This is a genomic window from Micromonospora sp. NPDC005173, assembly GCF_040608515.1.
Lineage (GTDB): Bacteria > Actinomycetota > Actinomycetes > Mycobacteriales > Micromonosporaceae > Micromonospora.
This window is the reverse complement of record NZ_JBEXIK010000014.1, coordinates 57059-77660: the sequence shown is the minus strand read 5'-3', so window position 1 is coordinate 77660 and position 20602 is coordinate 57059. Positions and strand designations below refer to the sequence as shown.

18 protein-coding genes and 1 riboswitch are annotated in these 20602 nt (G+C 72.5%); of the genes, 10 read left to right on the top strand and 8 right to left on the bottom strand.

The genetic code is table 11. From position 1 onward, the window contains the following. Positions 1 to 6: 6 nt before the first annotated feature. Both ABZV00_RS17975 and pseB read right to left on the bottom strand, forming a co-directional pair. Positions 7 to 1164, bottom strand: a complete 1158-nt coding sequence (locus tag ABZV00_RS17975; RefSeq protein ID WP_355607396.1) for an aminotransferase class I/II-fold pyridoxal phosphate-dependent enzyme — start codon at positions 1162 to 1164, stop codon at positions 7 to 9. After that, complete coding sequence (gene pseB, locus ABZV00_RS17970) at positions 1161 to 2144, bottom strand: UDP-N-acetylglucosamine 4,6-dehydratase (inverting) (RefSeq protein ID WP_328425612.1); 984 nt, start codon at positions 2142 to 2144, stop codon at positions 1161 to 1163. Before pseB ends, ABZV00_RS17975 begins: the two co-directional genes overlap by 4 nt. Before the next feature lie 355 nt (positions 2145 to 2499). Here pseB and ABZV00_RS17965 point away from each other — a divergent pair, with 355 nt between their 5' ends. Then, complete coding sequence (locus ABZV00_RS17965) at positions 2500 to 4233, top strand: hypothetical protein (protein ID WP_355607392.1); 1734 nt, start codon at positions 2500 to 2502, stop codon at positions 4231 to 4233. 108 nt (positions 4234 to 4341) lie between these two features. On the opposite strand, the gene ABZV00_RS17960 is transcribed toward ABZV00_RS17965, so the two are convergent. Beyond that, positions 4342 to 4851: a GNAT family N-acetyltransferase gene (locus tag ABZV00_RS17960; protein ID WP_355607389.1), complete on the bottom strand. Its 510-nt coding sequence runs from the start codon at positions 4849 to 4851 to the stop codon at positions 4342 to 4344. Between the two features lie 99 nt (positions 4852 to 4950). Here ABZV00_RS17960 and ABZV00_RS17955 point away from each other — a divergent pair, with 99 nt between their 5' ends. Genes ABZV00_RS17955 through ABZV00_RS17940 form a run of 4 tightly spaced genes read left to right on the top strand, consistent with a single transcriptional unit; the run spans position 4951 to position 7681 of the window. Continuing rightward, positions 4951 to 5202, top strand: coding sequence for an acyl carrier protein (locus ABZV00_RS17955; RefSeq protein WP_328425618.1), 252 nt, complete (start codon positions 4951 to 4953; stop codon positions 5200 to 5202). Further along, the gene (locus tag ABZV00_RS17950) at positions 5199 to 6503 is read left to right on the top strand and encodes an AMP-binding protein (RefSeq protein ID WP_355607385.1); all 1305 of its coding nucleotides are present in this window, start codon (positions 5199 to 5201) and stop codon (positions 6501 to 6503) included. Before ABZV00_RS17955 ends, ABZV00_RS17950 begins: the two co-directional genes overlap by 4 nt. Further along, entirely contained in the window at positions 6496 to 7251 is a 756-nt protein-coding gene (locus tag ABZV00_RS17945; protein WP_355607382.1) for an SDR family NAD(P)-dependent oxidoreductase, read from the top strand. Before ABZV00_RS17950 ends, ABZV00_RS17945 begins: the two co-directional genes overlap by 8 nt. Next, the gene (locus tag ABZV00_RS17940) at positions 7235 to 7681 is read left to right on the top strand and encodes a hypothetical protein (RefSeq protein WP_355607379.1); all 447 of its coding nucleotides are present in this window, start codon (positions 7235 to 7237) and stop codon (positions 7679 to 7681) included. Before ABZV00_RS17945 ends, ABZV00_RS17940 begins: the two co-directional genes overlap by 17 nt. A 728-nt stretch (positions 7682 to 8409) precedes the next feature. Here ABZV00_RS17940 and pseI read toward each other — a convergent pair. Both pseI and ABZV00_RS17930 read right to left on the bottom strand, forming a co-directional pair. Then, entirely contained in the window at positions 8410 to 9462 is a 1053-nt protein-coding gene (pseI, locus tag ABZV00_RS17935; protein ID WP_355607376.1) for a pseudaminic acid synthase, read from the bottom strand. Between the two features lie 133 nt (positions 9463 to 9595). Beyond that, positions 9596 to 10774: a glycosyltransferase gene (locus ABZV00_RS17930; RefSeq protein WP_355607374.1), complete on the bottom strand. Its 1179-nt coding sequence runs from the start codon at positions 10772 to 10774 to the stop codon at positions 9596 to 9598. A 310-nt stretch (positions 10775 to 11084) separates the two neighbouring features. On the opposite strand from ABZV00_RS17930, the gene ABZV00_RS17925 reads away from it, so the two are divergent. The 4 genes from ABZV00_RS17925 to ABZV00_RS17910 all read left to right on the top strand — a co-directional run bounded on the left by ABZV00_RS17925 (position 11085) and on the right by ABZV00_RS17910 (position 15225). Continuing rightward, positions 11085 to 12320, top strand: coding sequence for an acyltransferase (locus ABZV00_RS17925; RefSeq protein WP_355607372.1), 1236 nt, complete (start codon positions 11085 to 11087; stop codon positions 12318 to 12320). An 83-nt stretch (positions 12321 to 12403) separates the two neighbouring features. After that, a complete protein-coding gene (locus ABZV00_RS17920) occupies positions 12404 to 12817 on the top strand; it encodes a hypothetical protein (RefSeq protein ID WP_355607369.1) in 414 nt (137 codons plus the stop codon). A gap of 135 nt (positions 12818 to 12952) precedes the next feature. Beyond that, entirely contained in the window at positions 12953 to 13720 is a 768-nt protein-coding gene (locus tag ABZV00_RS17915; RefSeq protein ID WP_355607366.1) for a hypothetical protein, read from the top strand. 285 nt (positions 13721 to 14005) lie between these two features. Further along, positions 14006 to 14147: riboswitch (cyclic di-AMP (ydaO/yuaA leader) on the top strand. 244 nt (positions 14148 to 14391) lie between these two features. Next, positions 14392 to 15225: a C39 family peptidase gene (locus ABZV00_RS17910; RefSeq protein WP_355607364.1), complete on the top strand. Its 834-nt coding sequence runs from the start codon at positions 14392 to 14394 to the stop codon at positions 15223 to 15225. A 70-nt stretch (positions 15226 to 15295) separates the two neighbouring features. Here the strand turns inward: ABZV00_RS17910 and ABZV00_RS17905 are convergent, their stop codons facing one another. Beyond that, positions 15296 to 16339 carry a hypothetical protein gene (locus tag ABZV00_RS17905; protein ID WP_355607362.1) on the bottom strand — a complete coding sequence of 348 codons (1044 nt, stop codon included), beginning with the start codon at positions 16337 to 16339 and terminating at the stop codon, positions 15296 to 15298. Positions 16340 to 16487: 148 nt separating this feature from the next. Here ABZV00_RS17905 and ABZV00_RS17900 point away from each other — a divergent pair, with 148 nt between their 5' ends. Then, entirely contained in the window at positions 16488 to 17234 is a 747-nt protein-coding gene (locus ABZV00_RS17900) for an alpha/beta hydrolase (RefSeq protein WP_355607359.1), read from the top strand. Positions 17235 to 17238: 4 nt separating this feature from the next. Here ABZV00_RS17900 and ABZV00_RS17895 read toward each other — a convergent pair whose 3' ends face one another. After that, entirely contained in the window at positions 17239 to 18909 is a 1671-nt protein-coding gene (locus ABZV00_RS17895) for a CDP-glycerol glycerophosphotransferase family protein (protein WP_355607356.1), read from the bottom strand. A 42-nt stretch (positions 18910 to 18951) separates the two neighbouring features. Further along, a complete protein-coding gene (locus ABZV00_RS17890) occupies positions 18952 to 20469 on the bottom strand; it encodes a bifunctional cytidylyltransferase/SDR family oxidoreductase (protein ID WP_355607353.1) in 1518 nt (505 codons plus the stop codon). Positions 20470 to 20602: the final 133 nt, after the last annotated feature.

Below are 20602 nucleotides of genomic sequence, written 5' to 3'. Positions count from 1 at the left end.
TTCCCATCAGGCGGCGGAACGCACCGAGCCGGCCCGTAGGGCCGCGACCAGCGCGTCGATGACGCGGTCCTGGTCGGCGTCGCTGAGTCCCGGGTAGAGCGGCAGCGACAGCTGCTGAGAGTAGAACGACTCGGCCACCGGGCAGGATCCGCGCCGGTAACCCAGGTCGGCGAAGGCCGGGTGCCAGTGCACGGGGACGTAGTTCACCTGGACGCCGATGCCGGCGGCGCGCATCCGGTCGTACACCTCGCGGCGGCGTCCGTCGAGCACCCGGATCGGGTAGAGGTGCCAGGCGGGTCGGGCCCACGCCCGCCGGCCCGGCAGCCGGACGCCCGGCAGGTCGGCGAGGGCCTCGTCGTAGCGGGCCACCAGCCGGTCCCGGCGGGCCAGGAACTCGCCGAGCCGCCGCAGCTGGCTACGGCCCAGCGCGCAGAGCACGTCCGGCAGCCGGTAGTTCAGCCCGAACTCGTGCACCTCCTGGTGCCAGCCGCCCTCGTCCGGCCACCGTTGCTCGTCGCGCTCGCGGACCAGGCCGATGTTGCGGAACCGGCGGGCCCGCTTCAGCAGCTCCGGGTGCGGGGTCACCACCGCGCCGCCCTCGGCGGTGGTGAGGTTCTTGGTGGGGAAGAACGACAGCGTGGTCAGGTCGGCCAGCGACCCGACCGGCCGGTCCTTGTAGCTGGCGCCGATGGAGTGCGCCGCGTCCGCGAGCAGCAGCGCGTCGTGCCCGCCCAGCGCGGTGCGCAGCGCGTCGTAGTCGGCCGGGTGGCCGGCGTAGTCGACGGCGGACACCACCCGGGTACGCGCGGTGGTCGCGGCGGCAGCCGCCGCCGGGTCGAGGGTGAAGGTGTCCTCCTCGACGTCGGCGAACACGATCTTCGCGCCGAGCGCGACGGCGCTGCTGGCGGTCGCCACGAACGTCATCGGCGGCACGATCACCTCGTCTCCGGGGCCGACGCCGGCCGCCGCGTACGCCACGTGCAGCGCCGCGGTGCCGTTGGAGACGGTGGCGCAGCCCGCGCCGCCGGTCCAGCCGGCGAGGTCGGCCTCGAACGCCTCGACCTGCGGCCCGGTGGTGAGCCAGTCGCCGCGCAGCACGCCGGCCACGGCCGCGATGTCGTCCTCGGTGACGGAGTGCCGGCCGTACGGGAGCATCCCCGTCATGCGGTGAGGCCGAGCATGTCGCGCAGTTGGTCGACGCTGAGCCACTCGTCGTTGGTGTCCGACTGGTACGCGAAGCCGTCCGGCACCGGCTCGCAGTCGACCGGCGGCTGGTAGCCCCAGCCGGCGATGGTCGGCTGGACGATGAACCGGTCCTTGGCGCGCAGCGTCCGGCGGCTGTCGTCCGGCGCGATCATCTCCTCGTGCAGCTTCTCGCCGGGCCGGATGCCGATCTCGTGCGTGGTGGCCTCCGGGGCGACCGCCTCGACCAGGTCGAGGATCCGCATGCTGGGGATCCGCGGCACGAACAGCTCGCCGCCCTGCATCTGGTCGAACGAGTCCATGACGAACTGGACGGCCTGCTCCAGCGTGATCCAGAAACGGGTCATCCGCTTGTCGGTGATCGGCAGGCTCTTGCCCTCGGCGGCCAGCCGGCTGAACAGCGGGACCACCGAGCCACGGCTGCCGACGACGTTGCCGTAGCGGACCACCGCGAACCGGGTCGGGTGGTGGGCGGCGTAGTGGTTGGCCGAGACGAACAGCTTGTCGCCGACCAGCTTGGTCGCGCCGTACAGGTTGATCGGGCTGGACGCCTTGTCGGTGGAGAGCGCGATGACCTTCCGGACGCCGGCCTCGATCGCGGCGTCGACCACGTGCTGCGAGCCGGTGATGTTGGTGGCGATGTACTCGGAGGGGTTGTACTCCGCCGTGTCCACCTGCTTGAGGGCGGCGGCGTGCACGACGTGCTCCACTCCGTGCATCGCCCGGGTGAGGCGGTGCCGGTCCCGGATGTCGCCGATGAACCAGCGCAGCCGGGGGTCGTCACCGAGCTGCTGGCGCAGCTCGTACTGCTTGAGCTCGTCGCGGGAGAACACCACCACTCGGGCGGGGTCGGCTTCGGTGAGGATGTGCCGCAGGAAGGTCCTGCCGAAGGAACCCGTTCCCCCGGTGATCAGAATGGACGATCCATTCAACTCACTCAATTTGGTGCTCCCGTGTTCGTGGATGAACGGGCGGCCCTCGGCCGGCCGACCGGGGTGAGACGCTAACCATGGCGGGTTAACGGGCCGGCGCTCCCGGGTTAACCCCGCCCCCTGCCCCCGTGAATGCCGGGCACCGGGCAGACGAACACTTCCGGCCACCCGCCAAGCGGGCTGACCAGGCCCGATTGGGCCGTTACAGTGGCCGCGCGAGCGACCCGGCCGCCCCTGCGCGCCGCTGGTACCCGCGTTCACCCGACATTCGCACCACCCCGGTTCGAGCGGGCCACCCCGAGCGTCAGCGGCGTGCCCGCCGGCCCGCGTGGCCCCGGTGCGGCCGGCAATTCAGGAGGCGTCGATGGCATCCGGCAGCCACGTGATGGAACGCCCGGCTGACCCGGTCGAGACACGACCGGCCGTACCCGCACGGCGTTGGCTGGTGCCGCTGCTGCTGCTCGTCGGTTGGGTGCTCAGCGTGGCCTGGCGGATGTGGCTGTCCCGTCACATCGTGCTGCCGATCGCGCACACCGACGAGGACAGCTACCTGAACACCGCCCGCGCGCTGGCCGGCGGGCCGGGTGGGTTCAGCAGCGAGAACGGCCTGCTGCGCCGGGTCGGCTACCCGATGCTGATCTCGCCCGCGTTCCTCGGGGACCGGGACTTCAGCGACAGCTACCGGCTGGTCCAGCTGATCAACGCGATGGTGAACTCGACGCTGTTGCCGCTGGCGTACCTGCTCGGCAGGCGACTGCTCCAGCTGCGCCGGTCGTACGCCCTGCTCGGGGCGGTGGTGGCGGCGACCCTGCCGGCCACCGCCTTCTACGCCGGTGTCGCCATGATCGACTCGGTGATGGCGCCACTGGTGATCGCCTGGCTGCTCGCCGTGCACCGCTGGATCGAACGGCCCGGCCCGCTCGCCGCGGCAACCGTCGGCCTGCTGGTCGGCGCGTTCCACCTCCTGCACTCCCGCGGCCTGGTGATCGTGGCGGTGCACATCGGGCTGGTGCTGCTGCTGCTGATCCGCCGCCGGATCACCCCGACCGTGCTGCTCGCGGCGCTGCTGCCGGTGCTCGCCCTTGCGCTGGTCAACGAGGCCGGTATCCGGCTGCTCGGGGACAAGGTCTACCTGCTCGGCAACACCCCGGGCGGCAGCATGGTCGACGCGGTCTCCTCCGCCGCGGGTGTGGTCCGGGTCGGCGCGGCGGTCACCACCCAGCTCTGGTACCTCGTGGTCATCACGTTCGGGATGGCCGGGGTGGCCTGGGCGGCAGCCGTCCGGGAGCTGTGGCGGCCCCGGCGCGGCGACGCCACCCGCTGGACGATGGGCGTGGCGCTGGTGGTGAGCGTCGGAGTGGCTAGCGGGGCGTCGGTGATCCTGGCCGGCATCACCGGAAAGCCGCTGGACGCGATCTACGGCCGCTACGTGCAGATGTTGGCCCCGTTCTGGCTGCTGGTCGGGCTCGGGGTGCTCCTCACCGCCGGGCGCCGGGTGGTGCTGCGCCGGGCTGCCGTCGCGGTGGCGCTGCTCATCGCCGGCGGCGCCCTGATCGCCGTCCGCCTCGCGTACGTGGCCAGCCGGGGGCACTCGCTGCGCTACGGCGGCTTCGGCGCGCCGGACCTGATGGCGCTGACCGGCGGCTGGCGGGAGATGCGGCCGGTCGTCGCGTCGCTGATCGGCATCGCCGGCTGCGTGTTGCTCGTCGCCGCGGTCCAGGTGCCCCGGCTGCGGCTGCCGCTGCTCGGGGCGCTGGTGGTGGTCAACCTCGTGACCATGCAGGTGATCGACCAGCGGTTGGTGCGGCCGATGGTGGCCAGCAGCGCGCCGACGCCCTGGGTGGCCGACGTCGGGGTGCGGCCCGGCGAGCGGGTGTGGGCCTCCACCGGCGTGCAGTACATCCACCGGTTCAACCTCAGCCACCAGGTGACCTGGACCGACGTGCGGTGGTTCCAGGAGCAGCCGCCGGACACGGCGCAGGTGGTGTTCGCCCGCTGGGCGCCCGGCCAACCCGACGACTGGGACGGCGCGAAGTACGGCTTCGTGCGGCTCGGTGGCAACGTGCGTCAGCATTGGGCGGCCTGGCGGCGGGCCTGACCCGCACCGCCCCGCGTCCGGTGGACATCAATTTTCGTGAACGGGGGATGTCCACCGGACGCACGGCCGGTTAATGGTGCCGGGCCAGTGCGGAAATGCTCGCCGTAATCAGCGCTGGCGGCGGTCGGCCCGGTTCAGGGAAATCGGGATTACGGTGATTTCCCGACCATCGGACAGCTCCTGTCGGGGGGTGCCCTCGACGAATCGGAAACGCCGGTTCATCTGCCGTACGACGGTGTTGTGCGCGAGCACCTCGCCGTCGAGTCGGTCCAGGTGCAGCCCGTCGAAGGCGTACTCGACGGCCTCCCGCATGACCGCCAGCCAGGCGGGCAGCGTCTCGCCCCGCTCGGCCAGCCCGTCAGCGTCCAGATAGAAGCCCCAGGCGCCGGTCCGGGGGCCGTCCAGCCGCAGGTCGAAGAAGGTGACCACGCCGCTGGGCAGGTCCTCGCGGACGTACACCAGCACCCGCCGGGACGGGTCGTCACGGACCGCCGACCACCACCGGGCGTGCTCGTCGGCGGTGATTTCGTGGCTGGTCTTGCTGACCTGACGGTTGGTTTCCTGATTACGCCAGGACAACATCAGGTGAACGTCTTCCGTCGTCGCTTCGCGTAGCACGTGCTCTCACTTTCCTTACTGTTCACGTCCGGTCCCGGCACCCTACCCGGGCGCACCGGGAAATCAGATATCTATTCGCGGGGCTGTAGACTCCGGCGCATGAAGGAATTGAGTCGCGCGCAGATCCGCGACCTCATGGCTCAGGTGCTGAAGAACCAGGACAAGGAGCTGCCGGCCGACGACGCGGCGCAGTTGCGGGAGATCGGCTTCCGGTCGCTGGACTTCTCCGAGCTGGCCCTGCGGGTGGAGGACGAGACGGGGGAGGAGCTCAACTTCGACGCCCCCGGCCTGCGCCGCATCGCCACCGTCGGGGACGTCCTCGACTTCCTCGTCGAGCTCCAGCAGCAGTGACCGTCGCGCCACCCCGCCCGCCGACCGCCGCGCCCCCGGAACCGGCCGGCGTCGACAACCGGCTCGTCGTCGGCGGCACCGCGCTGACTTGGCGGACGCTGCCGACGCCGGCGTTACCGGACCCCGCCGCGGTGCTCGCGCACTCCGCCGGTCACGCGCTCGCCGCCGCGCGGCAGCACGCCGTGCACGGCACCGAGCTGCTGCTCAGCGCCGCGAGCCGGGTCGACGCGGCGATGCGCGCGGAGCTGCTGGACGCAGGGTTCACCGTGACCGTCCTTGACGACGACGGCGCGCACCCGAGCGCGCCGCCCCAGCCGCGCGCCGCCGAACCCGGCCGGCTCTGGCTGCTGACCTCGGGCTCGACCGGCCGTCCCAAGCGGGTCGGGCACACCCTCGACACTCTGACGACCGTGCGGGCCGACCAGCCGGAGCGGACCTGGCTCTGTCCCTACGCCCCCGGCACGTACGCCTGGTGGCAGGTGGTCACCCTGTCGCTGACCCAGCCCGGTCAGCACCTGGTGGTGGTCGAGCCGGAGGAGCTGGACGACTGGCCCGCGGTCGCCGCGGCGCACGGGGTCGACGCCGCGTCCGGTACGCCGACCTTCTGGCGCCGCACCCTGCACCGGGACGCCGCCGCGCTGGCCCGGGTGCCGCTGCGCCAGATCACCCTCGGCGGGGAGCCGGTGGACCAGGCGATCCTGGACCAGCTGCGGGAGGTTTTTCCCACCGCGCGGATCTCCTGGATCTATGCGTCTTCCGAGGTGGGCGCGTCCATCGTGGTGCACGACGGGCGGGCCGGGTTCCCGGTCGGCTGGCTGGACCGGGAGGCTCCCGGCCGGCCGACTCTCTCCGTCCGCGACGACGAGCTGGTCGTCACCTCGCCGTACCACGGTGCCGGGCTGGGCGGCCCGGTCCGCACCGGGGACCGGGTGCAGGTGGTCGACGAGCGGGTGCTGATCACCGGCCGCCTGGACTCCGACGAGATCAACGTCGGTGGCAGCAAGGTCTCCGCCGGTGTGGTCCGCGGTGTGCTGGCCGGGCACCCCGCGGTGGCCTGGGCCCGGGTCACCGGCCGCCGTGCCCCGGTGCTCGGCCGGATGGTGGTCGCCGAGGTGGTCCTCGCCCCCGCTGGCCCGTCCGACCGCCCAGCTGACCAGTCCGGCCATCCCGCCATCAGCGTGCCGGACGAGGCCGCGTTGGTTCGCTGGTGTGCCAACCGGCTGCCCGAGCACGCGGTGCCGCGCCGGATCCGTGTGCTGACCGAGATTCCCGTCAAGGAGACCCTGAAGAGCGATGTCTGACCTCGCCGACACCCAGTTCGTTCCGCCCAGCTCCGTGGTCCTCGTCTCCGGGGGCTCCCGGGGGCTGGGCCTGGCCATCGTCACCGACCTGCTCGACCAGGGCGTACGGGTGGCGGCGTTCGCCCGCACGGTCACCCCGGAGCTGGCGAAGCTCGCCGCCGAGCACCCCGACCGGGTGCACGTCGGCTCGGTGGACGTCACCGACCTGCCCGCCGCTCAGGGCTTCGTCCGTGAGGTGGAGGAACGCCTCGGCCCGATCGACGGGATCGTCAACAACGCCGCCGTCGGGCAGGACTCCCTGCACGTACACACGGCCACCGACGACATCGCGCGGATCATCGAGACCAACCTGACCGCCCCGCTCCAGCTGACCCGGCTGGTGGTCCGGCGGATGCTCGGCAAGGGGCTGCGCGGGCGGATCGTCAACATCACCTCGATCTGCGCGCAGCGCGGCTTCCCGGGTCTGGTCGCGTACTCGGCCACGAAGGGCGGCATGGACGCCGCCACCCGCTCGCTCGCCCGGGAGTTGGGCGGCCGGATGCTGGTCAACGCGGTCGCTCCCGGCTTCTTCGCCTCGGAGATGTCCGCCGTGCTCGGCCCGACCCAGCTCGACCAGATCGTGCGACGCACCCCGACCGGCCACCTGACCGAGCCGGTGGAGGTCGTACCGGTGGTCCGGATGCTGCTCCAGGCGCACACCAACATCAACGGCCAGGTCATCGTGGTGGACGGTGCCGCCTCCATCTGACCTGGACCCGGTCGTCCGGCCCCGCCCGGTGCCAGCGCTGCTCGCCGCCGCCGAGCGGTACCTGCGGGTGGTCGTCGACGCGGGGCAGGTGGCCGACGCGGCGACCCGCAGCCACCTTGACGACGGCCGCTGCGTGGGCTGGTACGGGCCGCCGACGGCCGGTTGGCGGGTCGCGGTCGACGCGGAGCGCGCCGACGCCCCGGTCCCCCCGGCGCTGGCTCGCCGGTTCGGCACGGCGGACTTCTGGGCCCGGTGGACCCGGGCCGAGTGCTGCTGCAAGCTGGCCGACGTGCCGGTGGCGCTCTGGTGGCGTCGCTACGGGCTGGGTACGCCGGCCGACGGAGCGGCGGTCTGGCGCACCCTGCGGGTCGCCGACCTGGTAGTCACGGTCGGCTTCGCCCCAGGGTCTGACTTGGCCCCGGGGGTCTGACTTGGCTCCGGGTTCTGGCATCGACCTGGGTTCTGGCATCGCACTCTCGATGGGCCGGGGTCGCTCCTGCTTCTGACGGCCGCCGTGCTGCCAATGTCGCGTGCCTGTCGAGCTGCCCCACATCTGGGGCGCTCGCCACCGTCAGGTTCGCCGACGGGTGGGCGGTGGTCGCTTCCGTCGGGTTGTCGTGACGGGTGGGTGGTGGTCGCTTCCGTCGGGTTGTCGTGACGGGTGGGTGGTGGTCGTTTCCGTCGGGTTGCCGCGACGGGTGGGCGGTGGTCGCTGCCGTGAGGGCCGCCTAGAAGCGGCCGTGTTCGCCTCCGTCGGGGTGCTCCACGAATGGGCGGTGCTCGCTGCCATCAACACTGCCAAGAAGTGGGCGGTGCGTGCGACCGTCAGGGCTGCCCCGTCGATGGGCGGTGCTCGCCGCCGTCAGAGCCGCCCCATATCTGGGGCAGCTCGACAGGGACGCAACGGTGGTCGCCCACCCCCGACCCGCCCTGCTCGCCAACGCCGGGCCACCCTGCGGGGGCGCATGCCGGCCCGAGCTCGAGCCGAGGCCCGAGCTCGAGCTCGAGCCGAGGCCCGAGCTCGAGCCGAGGCCCGAGCCCGAGCCCGAGTCCGCGCCGAGCCCGAGCCGGGCCGGAGCGAGTTGAGCCTCGGGCCGAGCTGAGCCGGGGACGGGGGACGGGGGACGGGCTGAGCCGGGTTCGGGGCCGGGTCGACGGTCAGATGAGGTCCCAGCTGAGCGGGGTGCCGCGCGGGACGTCGGTGGTGAAGGTGCGGCCCAGGACCCGGTCGATCTCCACCGGGGCCAGCCCGCCCGCCGGTCGGATGGATCGGACGTTGCGCGCCGTGACGGGGTCGCCGGCCCGCACGTCCTCGACCACGAAGAGCGAGCGACGGAACCGCAGTCCCTCCCGCTCGGCCGGCGTCGGGCCGATTGCGGTGCCGCCCAGCGCCGCGTACGCCCGGCCCGACTCGGCGACCAGGGCCGTCAGCTCCGTCGGGTTCAGCGAAAAGTCGGAGTCCACGCCGCCGTCAGCCCGGTCCAGCGTCACGTGCTTCTCGATGAAGCAGGCGCCCAGCGCCACCGAGGCGACCGCCACTCCGATGCCGGGGGTGTGGTCGGAGAGCCCGACCGGCACGTCGAACGCGCCTGCCAGCACCGGCAGCCGGCGCAGGTTGCTGTCGGCCGGCGGCGCCGGGTAGGACGCGGTGCAGGCCAGCAGCACGATGCCCGCCGCGCCGCCGTCCCGGGCGGTCCGCACGGCCGCGTCGATCTCGGCCACCGTCGCCATCCCGGTGGAGATCACCATCGGCTTGCCGGTGCTGGCCACCAATCGGATCAGCGGTAGGTCGACCAGCTCCGACGAAGCGATCTTGTACGCCGGCGCGTCCAGCGACTCCAGCAGCTCCACGGCGGTCGCGTCGAACGGTGACGAGAAGACGGTCAGACCGCGCGCGCGGGCCCGCTCGAAGATCGGGGCGTGCCACTCGTACGGGGTGTGTGCCCGCTCGTAGAGGCGGTACAGGTTCTCCCCGCCCCACAGCTCGTGCCCGCTGGAGATGCGGAACGCCGGGGTGTCGACGTCGATCGTGATCGTGTCCGGCCGGTAGGTCTGGAGTTTGAGGGCGTGCGCCCCACTCTCGGCCACCGCGTCGACGATGGCCAGCGCCCGGTCCAGGTCGCCGTTGTGGTTACCGGACATCTCGGCGACCACGAAGGGTCGCTCCCCGGCACCGACCGCGTGTGGTCCGATCTTGATTGTCGCCGTCATTCCGACCTCTGCTCAGGTACGCCCGCACCAAGGTGCGGTGGTGCTGTCGTCGTCCACCCGGCGGGCGGAAGACCTGAAAAACCAGGGCGCCGGCAGCCGACCCGGCTCCCGGCGTGGTGTGCGGTGGAGGCGGTCACGGCAGGCGGCGCCCGACCAGCGCGTCGCCTCGGTCCGCGTCGCCGACCGCGAGCCTGTCGCCCGTCCCCGTCGTGGACTCGGCCGGTCGGCTCGGATCCTCGTCGGCGACGGCCGGCCCGGCACCGTTGTCGGCGCCCCCCGCAGGGCCGGACCGGCGCAGCCGGCCCGCGACCCGATGCGCCTGCCGCAGCGCCGAGTACGCCAGGTAGTCACCGCGACCGACCAGGCGATGCTTGAGCCCGGCCACGCCCGGTGGCACCGGGTAGCCACCGCTGGGCAGGTAGCGGCGGTAGTGCTCGGCCACCCGGTGGAAGAAGGCCCGCCGCAGGTGCGGGTGCAGCCTATCGTCGTTGCCGACCACCACCAGAAGGTGACTGATCATCAGCTCGAACAGCTCGGCCCGCAACTGCTCGTCCGGGTGCCGCAGGCGCAGCCAGTCCATCAGCCGCTCGTACTGGGCGAACGCGTCGAAATGTCGGCCGCTGCGGGTGGAGGTGATCGCACCCTGCCGACCCTGCCGGTACAGGTAGCAGACCTGGTCCAGCACGGAGATCTTCTCCGCGCCGATCAGCAGCGGGTGGCTGAACGGAATGTCCTCGTACCAGCCGGGGTAGAACCGCAGCTCCAGCTCGTCCAGGAAAGCGCGGCGCACCACCTTGTTCCACGCGGTGTGCTGCACACGCAGCAGTTGCGGCTGGTCGGCCAGGCGGGCCACGCCCGGCATCCCGCACAGCAGGTGGCTGCTCGCGTCGACCTCACGCCGGCCGTCCTCGTGCACCCGCAGGTGGTCCAGCATCAGGACGTCGGGCTGATGCTGGCGCAACCGGTCCAGCACCGCCGGGATGGTGCCCGGCGGCAGCCAGTCATCGCTGTCGACGAACCAGACGTACCGGCCGGAGGCCACGTCGAGGCCGGCGTTGCGGGCCAGGCCCAGGCCCACGTTGCTGCCCAGATGAACGACCCGGACCCCGTCGCGGCCGGCAGCGTACGACCGCAGCATCGCGCCGCAGCCGTCCGGGGAGGCGTCGTCGACGGCGATCAGCTCGACCGCGTCCGCCTCGCCCGCCGGCACGTCGGCCCGGATCGATTCAAGGCACTGGTACAGGTACGCCTCGACGCCGTACACGGGCACGACGATGCTCAGCAGCGGTGCGTGCGTCGGCTCATTGACCACGCCGCCACCTTCGACGGTCCGGGTGGCCGGCCTCGGAACCTGACGTGGCCGACGAAGGTGGAATCCCTGAACTCCCGCGGAGCGGAAGGTTAACGCCGGCCGCCCCGCGGGGCCCGGAGCCGGGCCGCCGGGACGATCCGCCGCGCGCCCGCCACCCGTGGGACACGTCCGATTCACCCTGGAGTAACCCGGTAGGGTGCCCCGGTGCGGCCCTGCCGGGCCGCCGTGGGCGTCGCCGTTGCGCCGTCCGACGCCGCGCCGAGGAGGAGACGCACGTGCTGGTGATCCTGCGGAGCGCCGGGACCTCGGCATGACGAGCACCGTCGCCGAGCCGGAGGTCCGGCCCGCAGGCGTCCCGGCCCGGCTGCCCTCTTTGACCGGGCTGCGCTGGATCGCCGCGTTGCTGGTGTTCGGCTTCCACGCCGGCACCATGCGGATCATCGCGGAGCCGGACTACAAGGCCGTGGTCGACGTCCTGTTCACCCTCGGCCTGTCCGGGGTGCAGTTCTTCTTCATTCTCAGTGGCTTCGTACTGGTCTGGTCGGCCCGCCCCGGCGACTCCCGGCGGAGCTTCTGGCGGCGCCGGGTCGCCAAGATCTATCCGAACCACCTGGTGCTGTGGGCGGCGGCGCTGCTGGTCGCCTGGTGGTTCGCCGATCCGGTGCTGCCGGCCGCCGCGCTGGAGAACCTGCTGCTGCTGCAGGCCTGGGACCCCCGGCCGGGTTGGTTCTACAGCATCAACACGGTGAGCTGGTCGCTGTCCTGCGAGTTCTTCTTCTACCTCTGCCTACCGCTGGCACTGCCGCTGCTACGCCGGTCCCGGCCGGCACTGCTCTGGACGCTGGTCGTCGCGTTGCCGCTGCTGATCCTTGCGCTCTGGCCGGCCCAGCACCTGGTGCCGGAGCCCAGCCGCTGGTGGTTCACCCAGGTCTTCCCGCTGGCGCGGTCGCTGGAGTTCTGGTTGGGCGCGGTGGCGGCCGAGTTGATGCGTCGGGGCCTCTGGCGGGGTCCCGGGTTGACCGGAGCCAGCCTGATCTTCGTGGCCACCTGGGTGGCCGCCGCGCAGTGGATCCGCGCCGAGCTGTGGACCACCCTGCTCGCGGTGGCGTATCTGCTGGTGATCACCGCCGCCGCGGACGCGGACGTGCGGGGGCGACGCTCACCGTGGCGGTCCCGCCCGCTGGTGTGGCTCGGCGAGGTCTCGTTCGCCTTCTACCTGGTGCACGTTCTGGTGATGACGAGCGTGCTGCGCTGGACCGGGGACTGGGGTAGCGGCTTCGGCGGCTGGCGCGGCCCGGCGGCGGTGCTCGGCTTCCTGCTGGTGAACCTGATCCTCGCCGGGCTACTGCATCGTTTCGTCGAGACCCCGATGATGCGCAGGCTCACTCCGCGCCGTTCGGCCCGCCCGGCGGTCATTCCTCGACAGCGAGCAGGCGGCACCGAAGCCCGCGACGCTGAAGCCAAAGCCCGCGACGCTGAAGCCCGCACCGAGGCCGGCGGGGCGAGCAAAGCTGGCGAGCGATCGACCTACGCCGACTCGCGCTGACAGCGTCCACTCTGGTCGGCGCGGCGCGGGCCGACACGCCCGTCGTCGATGCGCCTGGTCGGCCACGACGGTAGCGTGGGGACGTGCTTTCGGCCGCGCTCACCTGTCCGCTGTGGTGGGTGGCGCGCTGGGCGACACGTGTGCTGACCAGCCTCGCCGTTGTCGCCGCCCTCGCGCTCGGCGCCGGCACGTCGCCCGCCTCGGCCTCCGGGCTGTCGGCGCCGGCATCCGGGCTGTCGGCGTTCAGCCCCGGGTCGGTCGCGCCGTCGGGCCGGCCCGCCCCGACGGATGGCGCCGTGCACACGACGCCGATCGCCGCCGAGGAGGCTGCTGAGCAGCCCAGCCCGACGCGGTCGAGCGACGGGCAGGCAGCGCCCCTCGGTGGCGAGGCCGCCGTCCCCGCCGACGCGGCCCCGGTGCTCGCGGCCGGCGCCGACCGGCTACCCCGCGCGGATGGCCCGGCCAGCCGCGCGCCCCGGGCCCCACCGGGTCGCTGAGCCACCGGGACGAGCGTCCCGCCGCCGCGCCTGTCGACTCATCAGCTCCACACCCGCCGGACCCGTGGCCCCCGCCGCAGCCTGGGTGGCCCGTGCGGATCCCCATCGCATCGTTCTCTCCCCGAGGTGCCCACCATGGAGACCGTCGTCTTCTACCAGTTCCTGACCGAGGTGCCGCAGGCCGTCGCCATCTGGTCGGCCCTGTTCCTGCTGGCGCTGACCGTGCTCGCCGTGCTGGTCGCCCGCCCGGAGCGGGACCGGCCGGCGGTCGACCCGACTCCGGCGCCCACCGCCCGGGAGGTGGCCGCAGCCGAGGCCGCCGACCTGCGCCGGTACGCCGAGGAGGTGGCCGTCGCGGCGGCCGGCGCGGCGCAGACCGCCCGCCGCCGACGCGCGGACTGGCTGGCCGCTCAGGAGCAGGTGGAACGCGCGTGGGCCGGGTACGACGAGGCGGACACCGCCGCCCGTCGGTTCGCCGGCGCCGCGGCACTGCCCACCCCTCGTACTCCTCGTACCCCCGCCGAGTACGCCGCCCGGGAGCGCTATCTGCATCGCGCGGCGATGGCGGCGTACTGGCGCGGCGACCTGTCCATGCGGCAGCTCACTGACGTGTTCGGGCAGCGGCACGGCTGGGACCCCCGCCGGCACCCGGTTGAGCAGGAGGTGCTGCTCAACCGGGCGGTCCGGGACGCGAGGCTCGCCGACTACCGGGCCGCCGCCGGGCGGGAACGGTCGGCCTGGCGGGACGCGGAGCTTGCGGCCTCCTCGGCCCGGGCCCTCACCGAGGAGGCGTACGCGGCGGCGGCCCGGCTGCGTCCGAACCCGCTGCCGGCGCGTCGGACGATGACCGCAGCGCTCCGTCCGGCGGCCGCGACGCGCTGGCGGCCGGCCCGGGTTGGCTGAGTCGTCAATTAGGCCGTGAGCCCGGTCACACTCACTCGAAATCGGGCGGACGGCTCGATCGGCAGCATTGTTCCCACGAATTCGAGGCCATTGCCGACGGCCTGTCCGGTTGTCGCCCGCAGGCGCCGCCGTAACCGGTTGTCCCATCGAGTCGCGTCAGCGGCAATACGCGCAGAAATTGCTGCGACAGTTCAGGTTTACGCAGGTGAACCTGGCTTGGCAGGGTGCGGAGCGGCCAGTAGTGTCGTCCCGTCCGGTGCGGTAACCGATCGCAAGAGGCGACGCCGCGCTGACCCGCTTAATCGTGATCAACGAACCGGGGACCCACCAGTAAGTCCGGGGTGAATCCGCGAGCCACGGCCCGCGGTAGGGCGATCTTCCCGCCCGAATCCGTCAGCTAACCCGGTAGGCGGTGTCGGAAGGAGTTCCATCGTCGTGCAGCAACTCTCGACCCCTCGATTGTTCCCCCGCCTCCACGGCGCCGCGGTACCCCCGCTCATCCGTCCAGTGACGGTGAGCTGACCCCCGGGTCACCGCCTCTTCCGCCCGGCCGCGCCGGGCATTCCCCTGAGCGGTTCATCATCCGCGGACCACGGTCCGCGCGCTGGCGCCTGCCCGGATACCGGTCCGGCTCCGGTGTGCCGCTCTCCCCCTGATCCGTGGAGGACCCCGTGAAGCACACCCTGAAGCGTCAGCTCCGCCGCCTCACCACCGAGCGCCCGTACCAGATCGTCACCGCCTCCGCCGCGGCCCTCGTGATCGCGACCACCACCGGTGCTCTGTTCGCCGGCGCCGACGACGCCCCGGCCAGCCAGCACACCGCGACCACGGTCGCCGAGATGCGCAGCGACTCCGTTGCCTCCCGTGGCGAGGCGCGTGCCGCGTCCCCCTCGGCCAGCACCGCGCCGACCACCGCTGCCCCCGCGCCGGCCACCAAGGCCGCGTCGCCCGCCGCCAAGGCCAGCAGCAACCCGGACCTGACCAGTAAGCCGAAGCCGCCCGCGACCAAGGTGCTCGACTACGACTACCAGGTGCAGAACACGTACTTCAACTGCGGCCCGGCTGCCACCCGCAACGCCCTCAGCGCCGCCGGCATCGACCGCACCCAGGATGAGCTGGGCGCCGAGCTGGGCACCACCGAGATGGGCACCAACTCGGCCCTGGACACCACTCGGGTGCTCAACGCCGAGGTGAAGGGCTCCCCGTACCGGACCCGGATGTTCGCTGGCACGCCCAGCCCGGCCCAGATGGACCAGCTCCAGGCCGACGTGGTCAAGGCGATCACCGACGGCCGCGGCGTGGTGGCCAACGTCGCCGGCGACGCCACCGACACCGACGGCGGCTGGCACTCCTACGGCGGCGGCCACTACATCGCCGTGGTGGGTTACAAGGACAACGGCCGGACCGTGCGGATCGCCGACTCGGCCAACGCGGCCGACCCGTCGTACTGGATCACCACGATCAACCTGGCCAACTGGATCGCCACTCGGGGCTACTCCGCCTGACCCGGGCGTAGCCGCCGCGGGCGCCGTCCCCCACAAGGGGCCGGCGCCCGCGGCGTCTCTGTCCGTGCGATCAGTAGCTGATGAAGCCGTACAGCGCGAGGTGGTTCGACTTCGTCCCGCTGACCGTGTGGTCGATGCCGGACGGCTGCACGCTGCCCTTCACGAAGAGATAGTCGATCTTGCTGGAGCCGCTGGTGGCCTTCGACCCGTAGCCGGTCATGCCGTACCCGCCCAGCGTGCCGGGCGCGATGCCAGTGCGGTTCGCGTCGATGCCCACGATGCGGATCGTGGAGGCGTTCAGCAGGCTGGTCGCGTCGGCACCGAGGTGGATGCCGCTGTTGGCGATGCCCCGGTCGCCGTCGCCAGCGCACGCGTTCTGCCGGTTCTCCTGCGGTAGGTGCATCGTCGCGGCGAACACGCTGGTGCCGGTGGCCTTGATGGTGAACCGGGCCGCGATGGCGCTGGTCCGCTTCCACTTGTAGTAGTCGGTGCTGTCCGGGTCGCTGTTCGGCGGCTTGTACAGGGTGCACCCGGCGCCGTTGGCGTAGGCCGTGCCGGGCTTGAGCCAGCCCGCGCTCCAGTACTTCGAGATGTCACCGGCGGCGAGGCTGAGCGTCCGGGTGTTCCAGATGATCCCGTTGGTCTGCTTCTTTTTGAGGTCGCCGAGCGACTGCGAACTGCACTTGTGCGTGCTGCCCCACGGCTCCGGGTCACTCCACGCCACGATCGCACCGTAGGTGCCCGCCGGGTAGCCGAACTTGGCCGACAGTTGGTCGGCGTACGCCTCGGCCTGGCCGGTGCCGCGCACCTGCTGCACGATCAGGATGTCGGGTGCCACCACGCCACTGGTGCCGGTGCGGCCGGCGTCGTCGACCAGGATCGAGGTCAGGTGGTCCGGCCCGGAGATCCGGGTGCACGTCCCGTCGGAGTTGTTCACCACCAGGTTCTCGATGTTGTTGTTGTAGACCCGCAGGACCCGGTCGGCCGCCGCGACCGCGGTGGCGCCCTGCGTGGGGCTGGTTGACGATGTGCCGAGCGCGGGAGCGCTGGGCGCGGTGGCGAGCGCGACGGCCGCCAGGGCCGCCACCAGTGTTGATCGATGCCTCCTGCGCACGGTCGGCTCCTCTCCACGGTGGGCTCGACGGGTGGCTGGGCCCGTCCAGGCGCCGAACTCTACAGTGGATCTTCCCTGGTCGCGGTCCCCGCGCGCATCGGCGGTGACGACTCTCGTACCCGGGGGCGAACCGTGGAAGACTGCGGCCGTGGTGGATGAATCAGGTGGCCGGACAGGCCGTGGGCCGATCCTGTTGCTGCTGCACGGGATGGGGGCGACTGGAGACGTCTGGCTGCCCTGGGCCCCACTGCTGGAGCAGCACTGGCCCGGGCGGTGGCTGGCACCGGACCTGGCCGGTCACGGTTGGTCGGCCCCGCTGCCGTCGTACTCCTTCGAGGGGTTCGCCGAGCGGATCGCCCACGGCCTGGCCGCCGACGACCGGATCGTCGTGCTCGGGCACTCGCTGGGCGGGGTGGTGGGCCTCGCGCTGGCCGCCCGCGCCGCCGGGATGCCGGTGGACGCGGTGGTCGGGCTGGGCATCAAGGCGGTCTGGTCACCCGACGAGCTGAGCCGCTCCGCCGAACTCGCCGCCCGCCCGGTCAGCTGGTTCGCCAGCCGCACCGAGGCGGCCCGCCGCTACCTGCGGGTCTCCGGGCTCGCCGGCCTGATCCCGTCGGATGATCCGGTGGTGGACGCCGGGCTGCGCCAGGTCGACGGCCGGTGGCGGCTGGCGATGGACTCGACCGCGTTCGCCGTCGGCGAGCCCCACCTCGCCGCTCTGCTGGCCGCGACCGACGTGCCGGTGGTGCTGGCCCGCGGCGAGCACGACGCGATGGTCACCGACGCACAGCTCAAGGAGTTCGGCGTACCGGTCGTCACGCTGGCGGGGCTTGGGCACAACGCGCACGTGGAGGACCCGGCGGCGGTGCTGGCGCTGCTGGACGCGTACCGCTGAGCTGCTACACCGGGGTGGCGGTGGCCAGGGGCGTGGCCGGCGCCAACTCGTGGCGGGCGGCGGTCAGGAACGCCTCGGCGTACGACTCAGCCGGGAAGTCACCCAGGTAGCGGCGGCGGGTCGCCCAGCGCGCCTCGGCCAGCGGGTCGGTGTCCAGCAGGGCGGCCAGCACATCGTCCACATTCGACATGTCCCGGCGCAGCACGTAGCCGGCACCGGCCAGCGGGAAGCGCTCCACGAACCGGTCGCCCTCGTCGCCCATGTCGGTGACCGCGTAGGGCTTGCCGGAGTAGAGGTAGTCCGAGATCACCCCGGACACGTCGGAGACCAGCGCGTCGGACCGGTTGACGCACTCGGTCAGGCTCAGCTCCCGGGCCGCCGCGCCCATCACGTGCTGCCGCCCGGTGCGGGCCCGGTCGGTGACCAGCAGCTCGGTCAGCCGGCCCAGTTGCCGCGCCGAGGCCGGGTTCTGCGCGGTGTACGGGTGGGCACGCAGGATCACCGTCGCGCCGCGCTCCAGCAGCCGGCGCAGCAGCTCCTCCGCCACCGGCAGCGAGCAGTAGTCGGCGTCGGCGTGGTGCCCGGTCCAGGTCGGGGTGTAGAGCACGGTCGGGTGCGCCAGCCCGCGCACCGGCTCCGGGCGTACCTCGATCGACTCGACCTGTGGGCGGCCCACCACCACGAACTTCTCCGCCGGGATCTGCACCCCGGCGCGGGCGTACCGGTCGATCGCGGCCGGACCGGCCACGAAGATCCGGTCGAAGATCCCCGAGACCGGGTTGGCGCTCGGCGCCTTGTCGCTGTCGCCGTGGTGCAGCTGCACGTGGGTGAGCTGGGTGTACCGGATGCAGTGGCTGTTCTTCGCACCGTGGTTGACGTAGAACGCCGCCCGCAGACTGGGCACCAGCGCCTCGTCCATCGCCCGCAGGGTGGGGCAGTAGACCACCGGCGCGTCGGTGGCCGCGGCGATCGGCGCCAGGAACTCCGGCTCGCGCAGCACGACCATGAAAGGCCGGCCGATCCGCTCCAGGTACGGCAGCCACATGGTGACCTGGTACTCGGAGCCGGGCGGCGCGGAGAAGTAGAGCAGGAACTCCGGCTGGTGCCGGCGCAGCGCGCGGGTCACCGCCCCGCCACCGGCGGTCGGCCGGAACCGCCGTCGGGCCAGGTCCAGTGCGACCGCCCCGGCTCCGGCGCCCAACAGCAGGCTGGCGACCAGCGCCACGGCTGCGGGCAGGGTCAGCGCGGCGGCCAGGGTGACCGCGGCGAGCAGCCCGAGCAGGGCGGTGCCGAGCTGGTCGGCGATCACCGGGGTCCAGGTCCGGATCGGCAGGTTGGCCCCCCGGATCTCCAGGTTGCCGGCGGTCCGCAGTGGCCCCACCAGCAGCACCAGCCCCAGCAGGACCAGGGCGGTGGCGACCAGCGCAGGGTCGAACCCGTCGGCCAGCCGCCGGGAGTATCCGACCAGGACCGCGGCAGCGATCAGCGCCGTCTCCGCGACGAGGTCCGCACCGGGCCGGATCCGCCGCTCGGCGGCTGCCGCGGCCAGTGCGGCGCCGGCCAGCGCCAGCCCCCACCCGGTGGCGCCGGTCAGCGCCACCACGACGAACGCCAGCACGGCCAGGCCGGTGCTCAGGCACCGGGCGGCCAGCTTTCGGACCAGGTCACCGCGCATGTCGCTCCGTTCGCCGCCGTCCCGGATCTGCCGCCGTCAGCGTCAGCTCGCGGAGACCGCGCCAGCCGGCGCCTCGACCCGACCCGACCCGGACTGGGCCGGCACGGTCGGCGGGGGGCCGTCACCGGGCGCCCGGCGTACGTCGATCACCTGGCCGGTCAGATCGGAGATCAGCACGTCCAGCGACGACTGGGCGACCGCCTCCGCGGCGAGCAGGGTGTGCTCCGGCTCCTCGCCGAACGCCCGGGTCCGCATCGGGGTCGCGGTCCGCTCCGGGTTGATGCAGTTGACCCGTACGCCGAACTCGGCCCACTCGTCGGCGAGCGCCTGGGTGAGGTTGACCAGGGCGGCCTTGGTGGCCGAGTAGAGCGCGTAGCGGGCCCTCCCCCGGGTGTAGGAGCTGGAGGTGTAGAGCAGCAGCTGACCCTTGGTCTGCTGCAGGTACGGCAGGGCCTGCCGGGCGATGGTGACCGGGCCGACGAAGTTGACCTGGAGCACGCGGTCCATCGTCGCCTCGTCCATCTCGGTCAGGGCGCCCTTCTCGAGGATCCCGGCGGTGACCACCACGTGGTCGATCCGGCCGGTGGCCTCGAAGGCGGTCTTCAGCGCGGCCTCGACGTCCTCGGCGCGCTCCACGTGCGTGCCGGTGGTGGAGCGGCTGAACGGGAAGACCTGCGCGCCGTAGCGCTGGGCCAGCTCGCTCAGCTCGTGGCCGATGCCGTAGCTGCCGCCGAACACCACGACGGTGCGGCCGGTCAGCTCCTCGGTGTAGCTGCGGTGGTCGGTCAGCCGGGGCGCCTGCGCCGCGGCGAGCTGGAAGAGCTTGTCCGCCAGGTGCACGTCGACCGGGTGGGTGACCTTGATGTTCTCGTCCGAGCCGTCGATCACCTTGATCGGGGTGCCGGGCAGGTAGCGCAGCACCACCCCGCAGTCGTCGGTGGCGGAGAAGTTCGGGTCACCCTCGGCGATCCGGTACGCCTCGCGGATGGTGGGGGAGCGGAACGCCTGCGGGGTCTGGCCCCGACGCAGCCGGGAGCGCACCGGGATGTCGGTGATGCAGTCGTTGTCGTCCACCTGGATGATCGTGTCCGCGGACGGGATGGCCACGTCCACGGCGTCGTAGGTCCAGAGGGCGTTCACGCACTCGCGCACGATCCGGCCGCTGAGCAGCGGGCGCACCGCGTCGTGGAAGAGGATGTTGCAGTCCGCCGGGCCGACCGCGTCCAGCGCGATCCGGGTGGTCGCGTTGCGGGTTTCGCCGCCCTCGATCACCTGGGTGACCTTGCGTAGGCCAGCCTTCTCGACGATCAGCCGGGCGTCCTCGACGTGCCCGGTGGCCATCAGCACGATGATCTCGTCGATCTCCGGTGCGGCCTCGAAGACGGCCAGGGTGTGCTCGATGATCGGCTTACCGGCGATCTTCAGGAGCTGCTTCGGGATGCCGAGGCCCAGCCGGGTCCCGGTGCCGCCGGCCAGCACCACGGCCACCGTCCGCGAGGGCCGCCACGGTGCCGGGGTCTCCGGTGCGGCGTCCGGGCCAGTGGTCTGGTCCTGCGTCATTGCCGGATCCTCACTCTCAGGAATGCGTTAACGGAAGGTTCCGCCCGAGCGGCGACGGAATGAACCTTAACGCGCGGACCGCGTCACCCCAACGGGGGAGACGCGGTCCGACGGCGCCGTGTCGATGCCGGAG

Coding starts and splice junctions, on each gene's coding strand:
- ABZV00_RS17915 (WP_355607366.1), top strand. CDS start 12,953: ATGGAGACCGTCGTCTTCTACCAGTTCCTGACCGAGGTGCCGCAGGCC.
- pseI (WP_355607376.1), bottom strand. CDS start 9,462: ATGACGGCGACAATCAAGATCGGACCACACGCGGTCGGTGCCGGGGAG.
- ABZV00_RS17925 (WP_355607372.1), top strand. CDS start 11,085: ATGACGAGCACCGTCGCCGAGCCGGAGGTCCGGCCCGCAGGCGTCCCG.
- ABZV00_RS17965 (WP_355607392.1), top strand. CDS start 2,500: ATGGCATCCGGCAGCCACGTGATGGAACGCCCGGCTGACCCGGTCGAG.
- ABZV00_RS17975 (WP_355607396.1), bottom strand. CDS start 1,164: ATGACGGGGATGCTCCCGTACGGCCGGCACTCCGTCACCGAGGACGAC.
- ABZV00_RS17945 (WP_355607382.1), top strand. CDS start 6,496: ATGTCTGACCTCGCCGACACCCAGTTCGTTCCGCCCAGCTCCGTGGTC.
- ABZV00_RS17895 (WP_355607356.1), bottom strand. CDS start 18,909: ATGCGCGGTGACCTGGTCCGAAAGCTGGCCGCCCGGTGCCTGAGCACC.
- ABZV00_RS17955 (WP_328425618.1), top strand. CDS start 4,951: ATGAAGGAATTGAGTCGCGCGCAGATCCGCGACCTCATGGCTCAGGTG.
- ABZV00_RS17890 (WP_355607353.1), bottom strand. CDS start 20,469: ATGACGCAGGACCAGACCACTGGCCCGGACGCCGCACCGGAGACCCCG.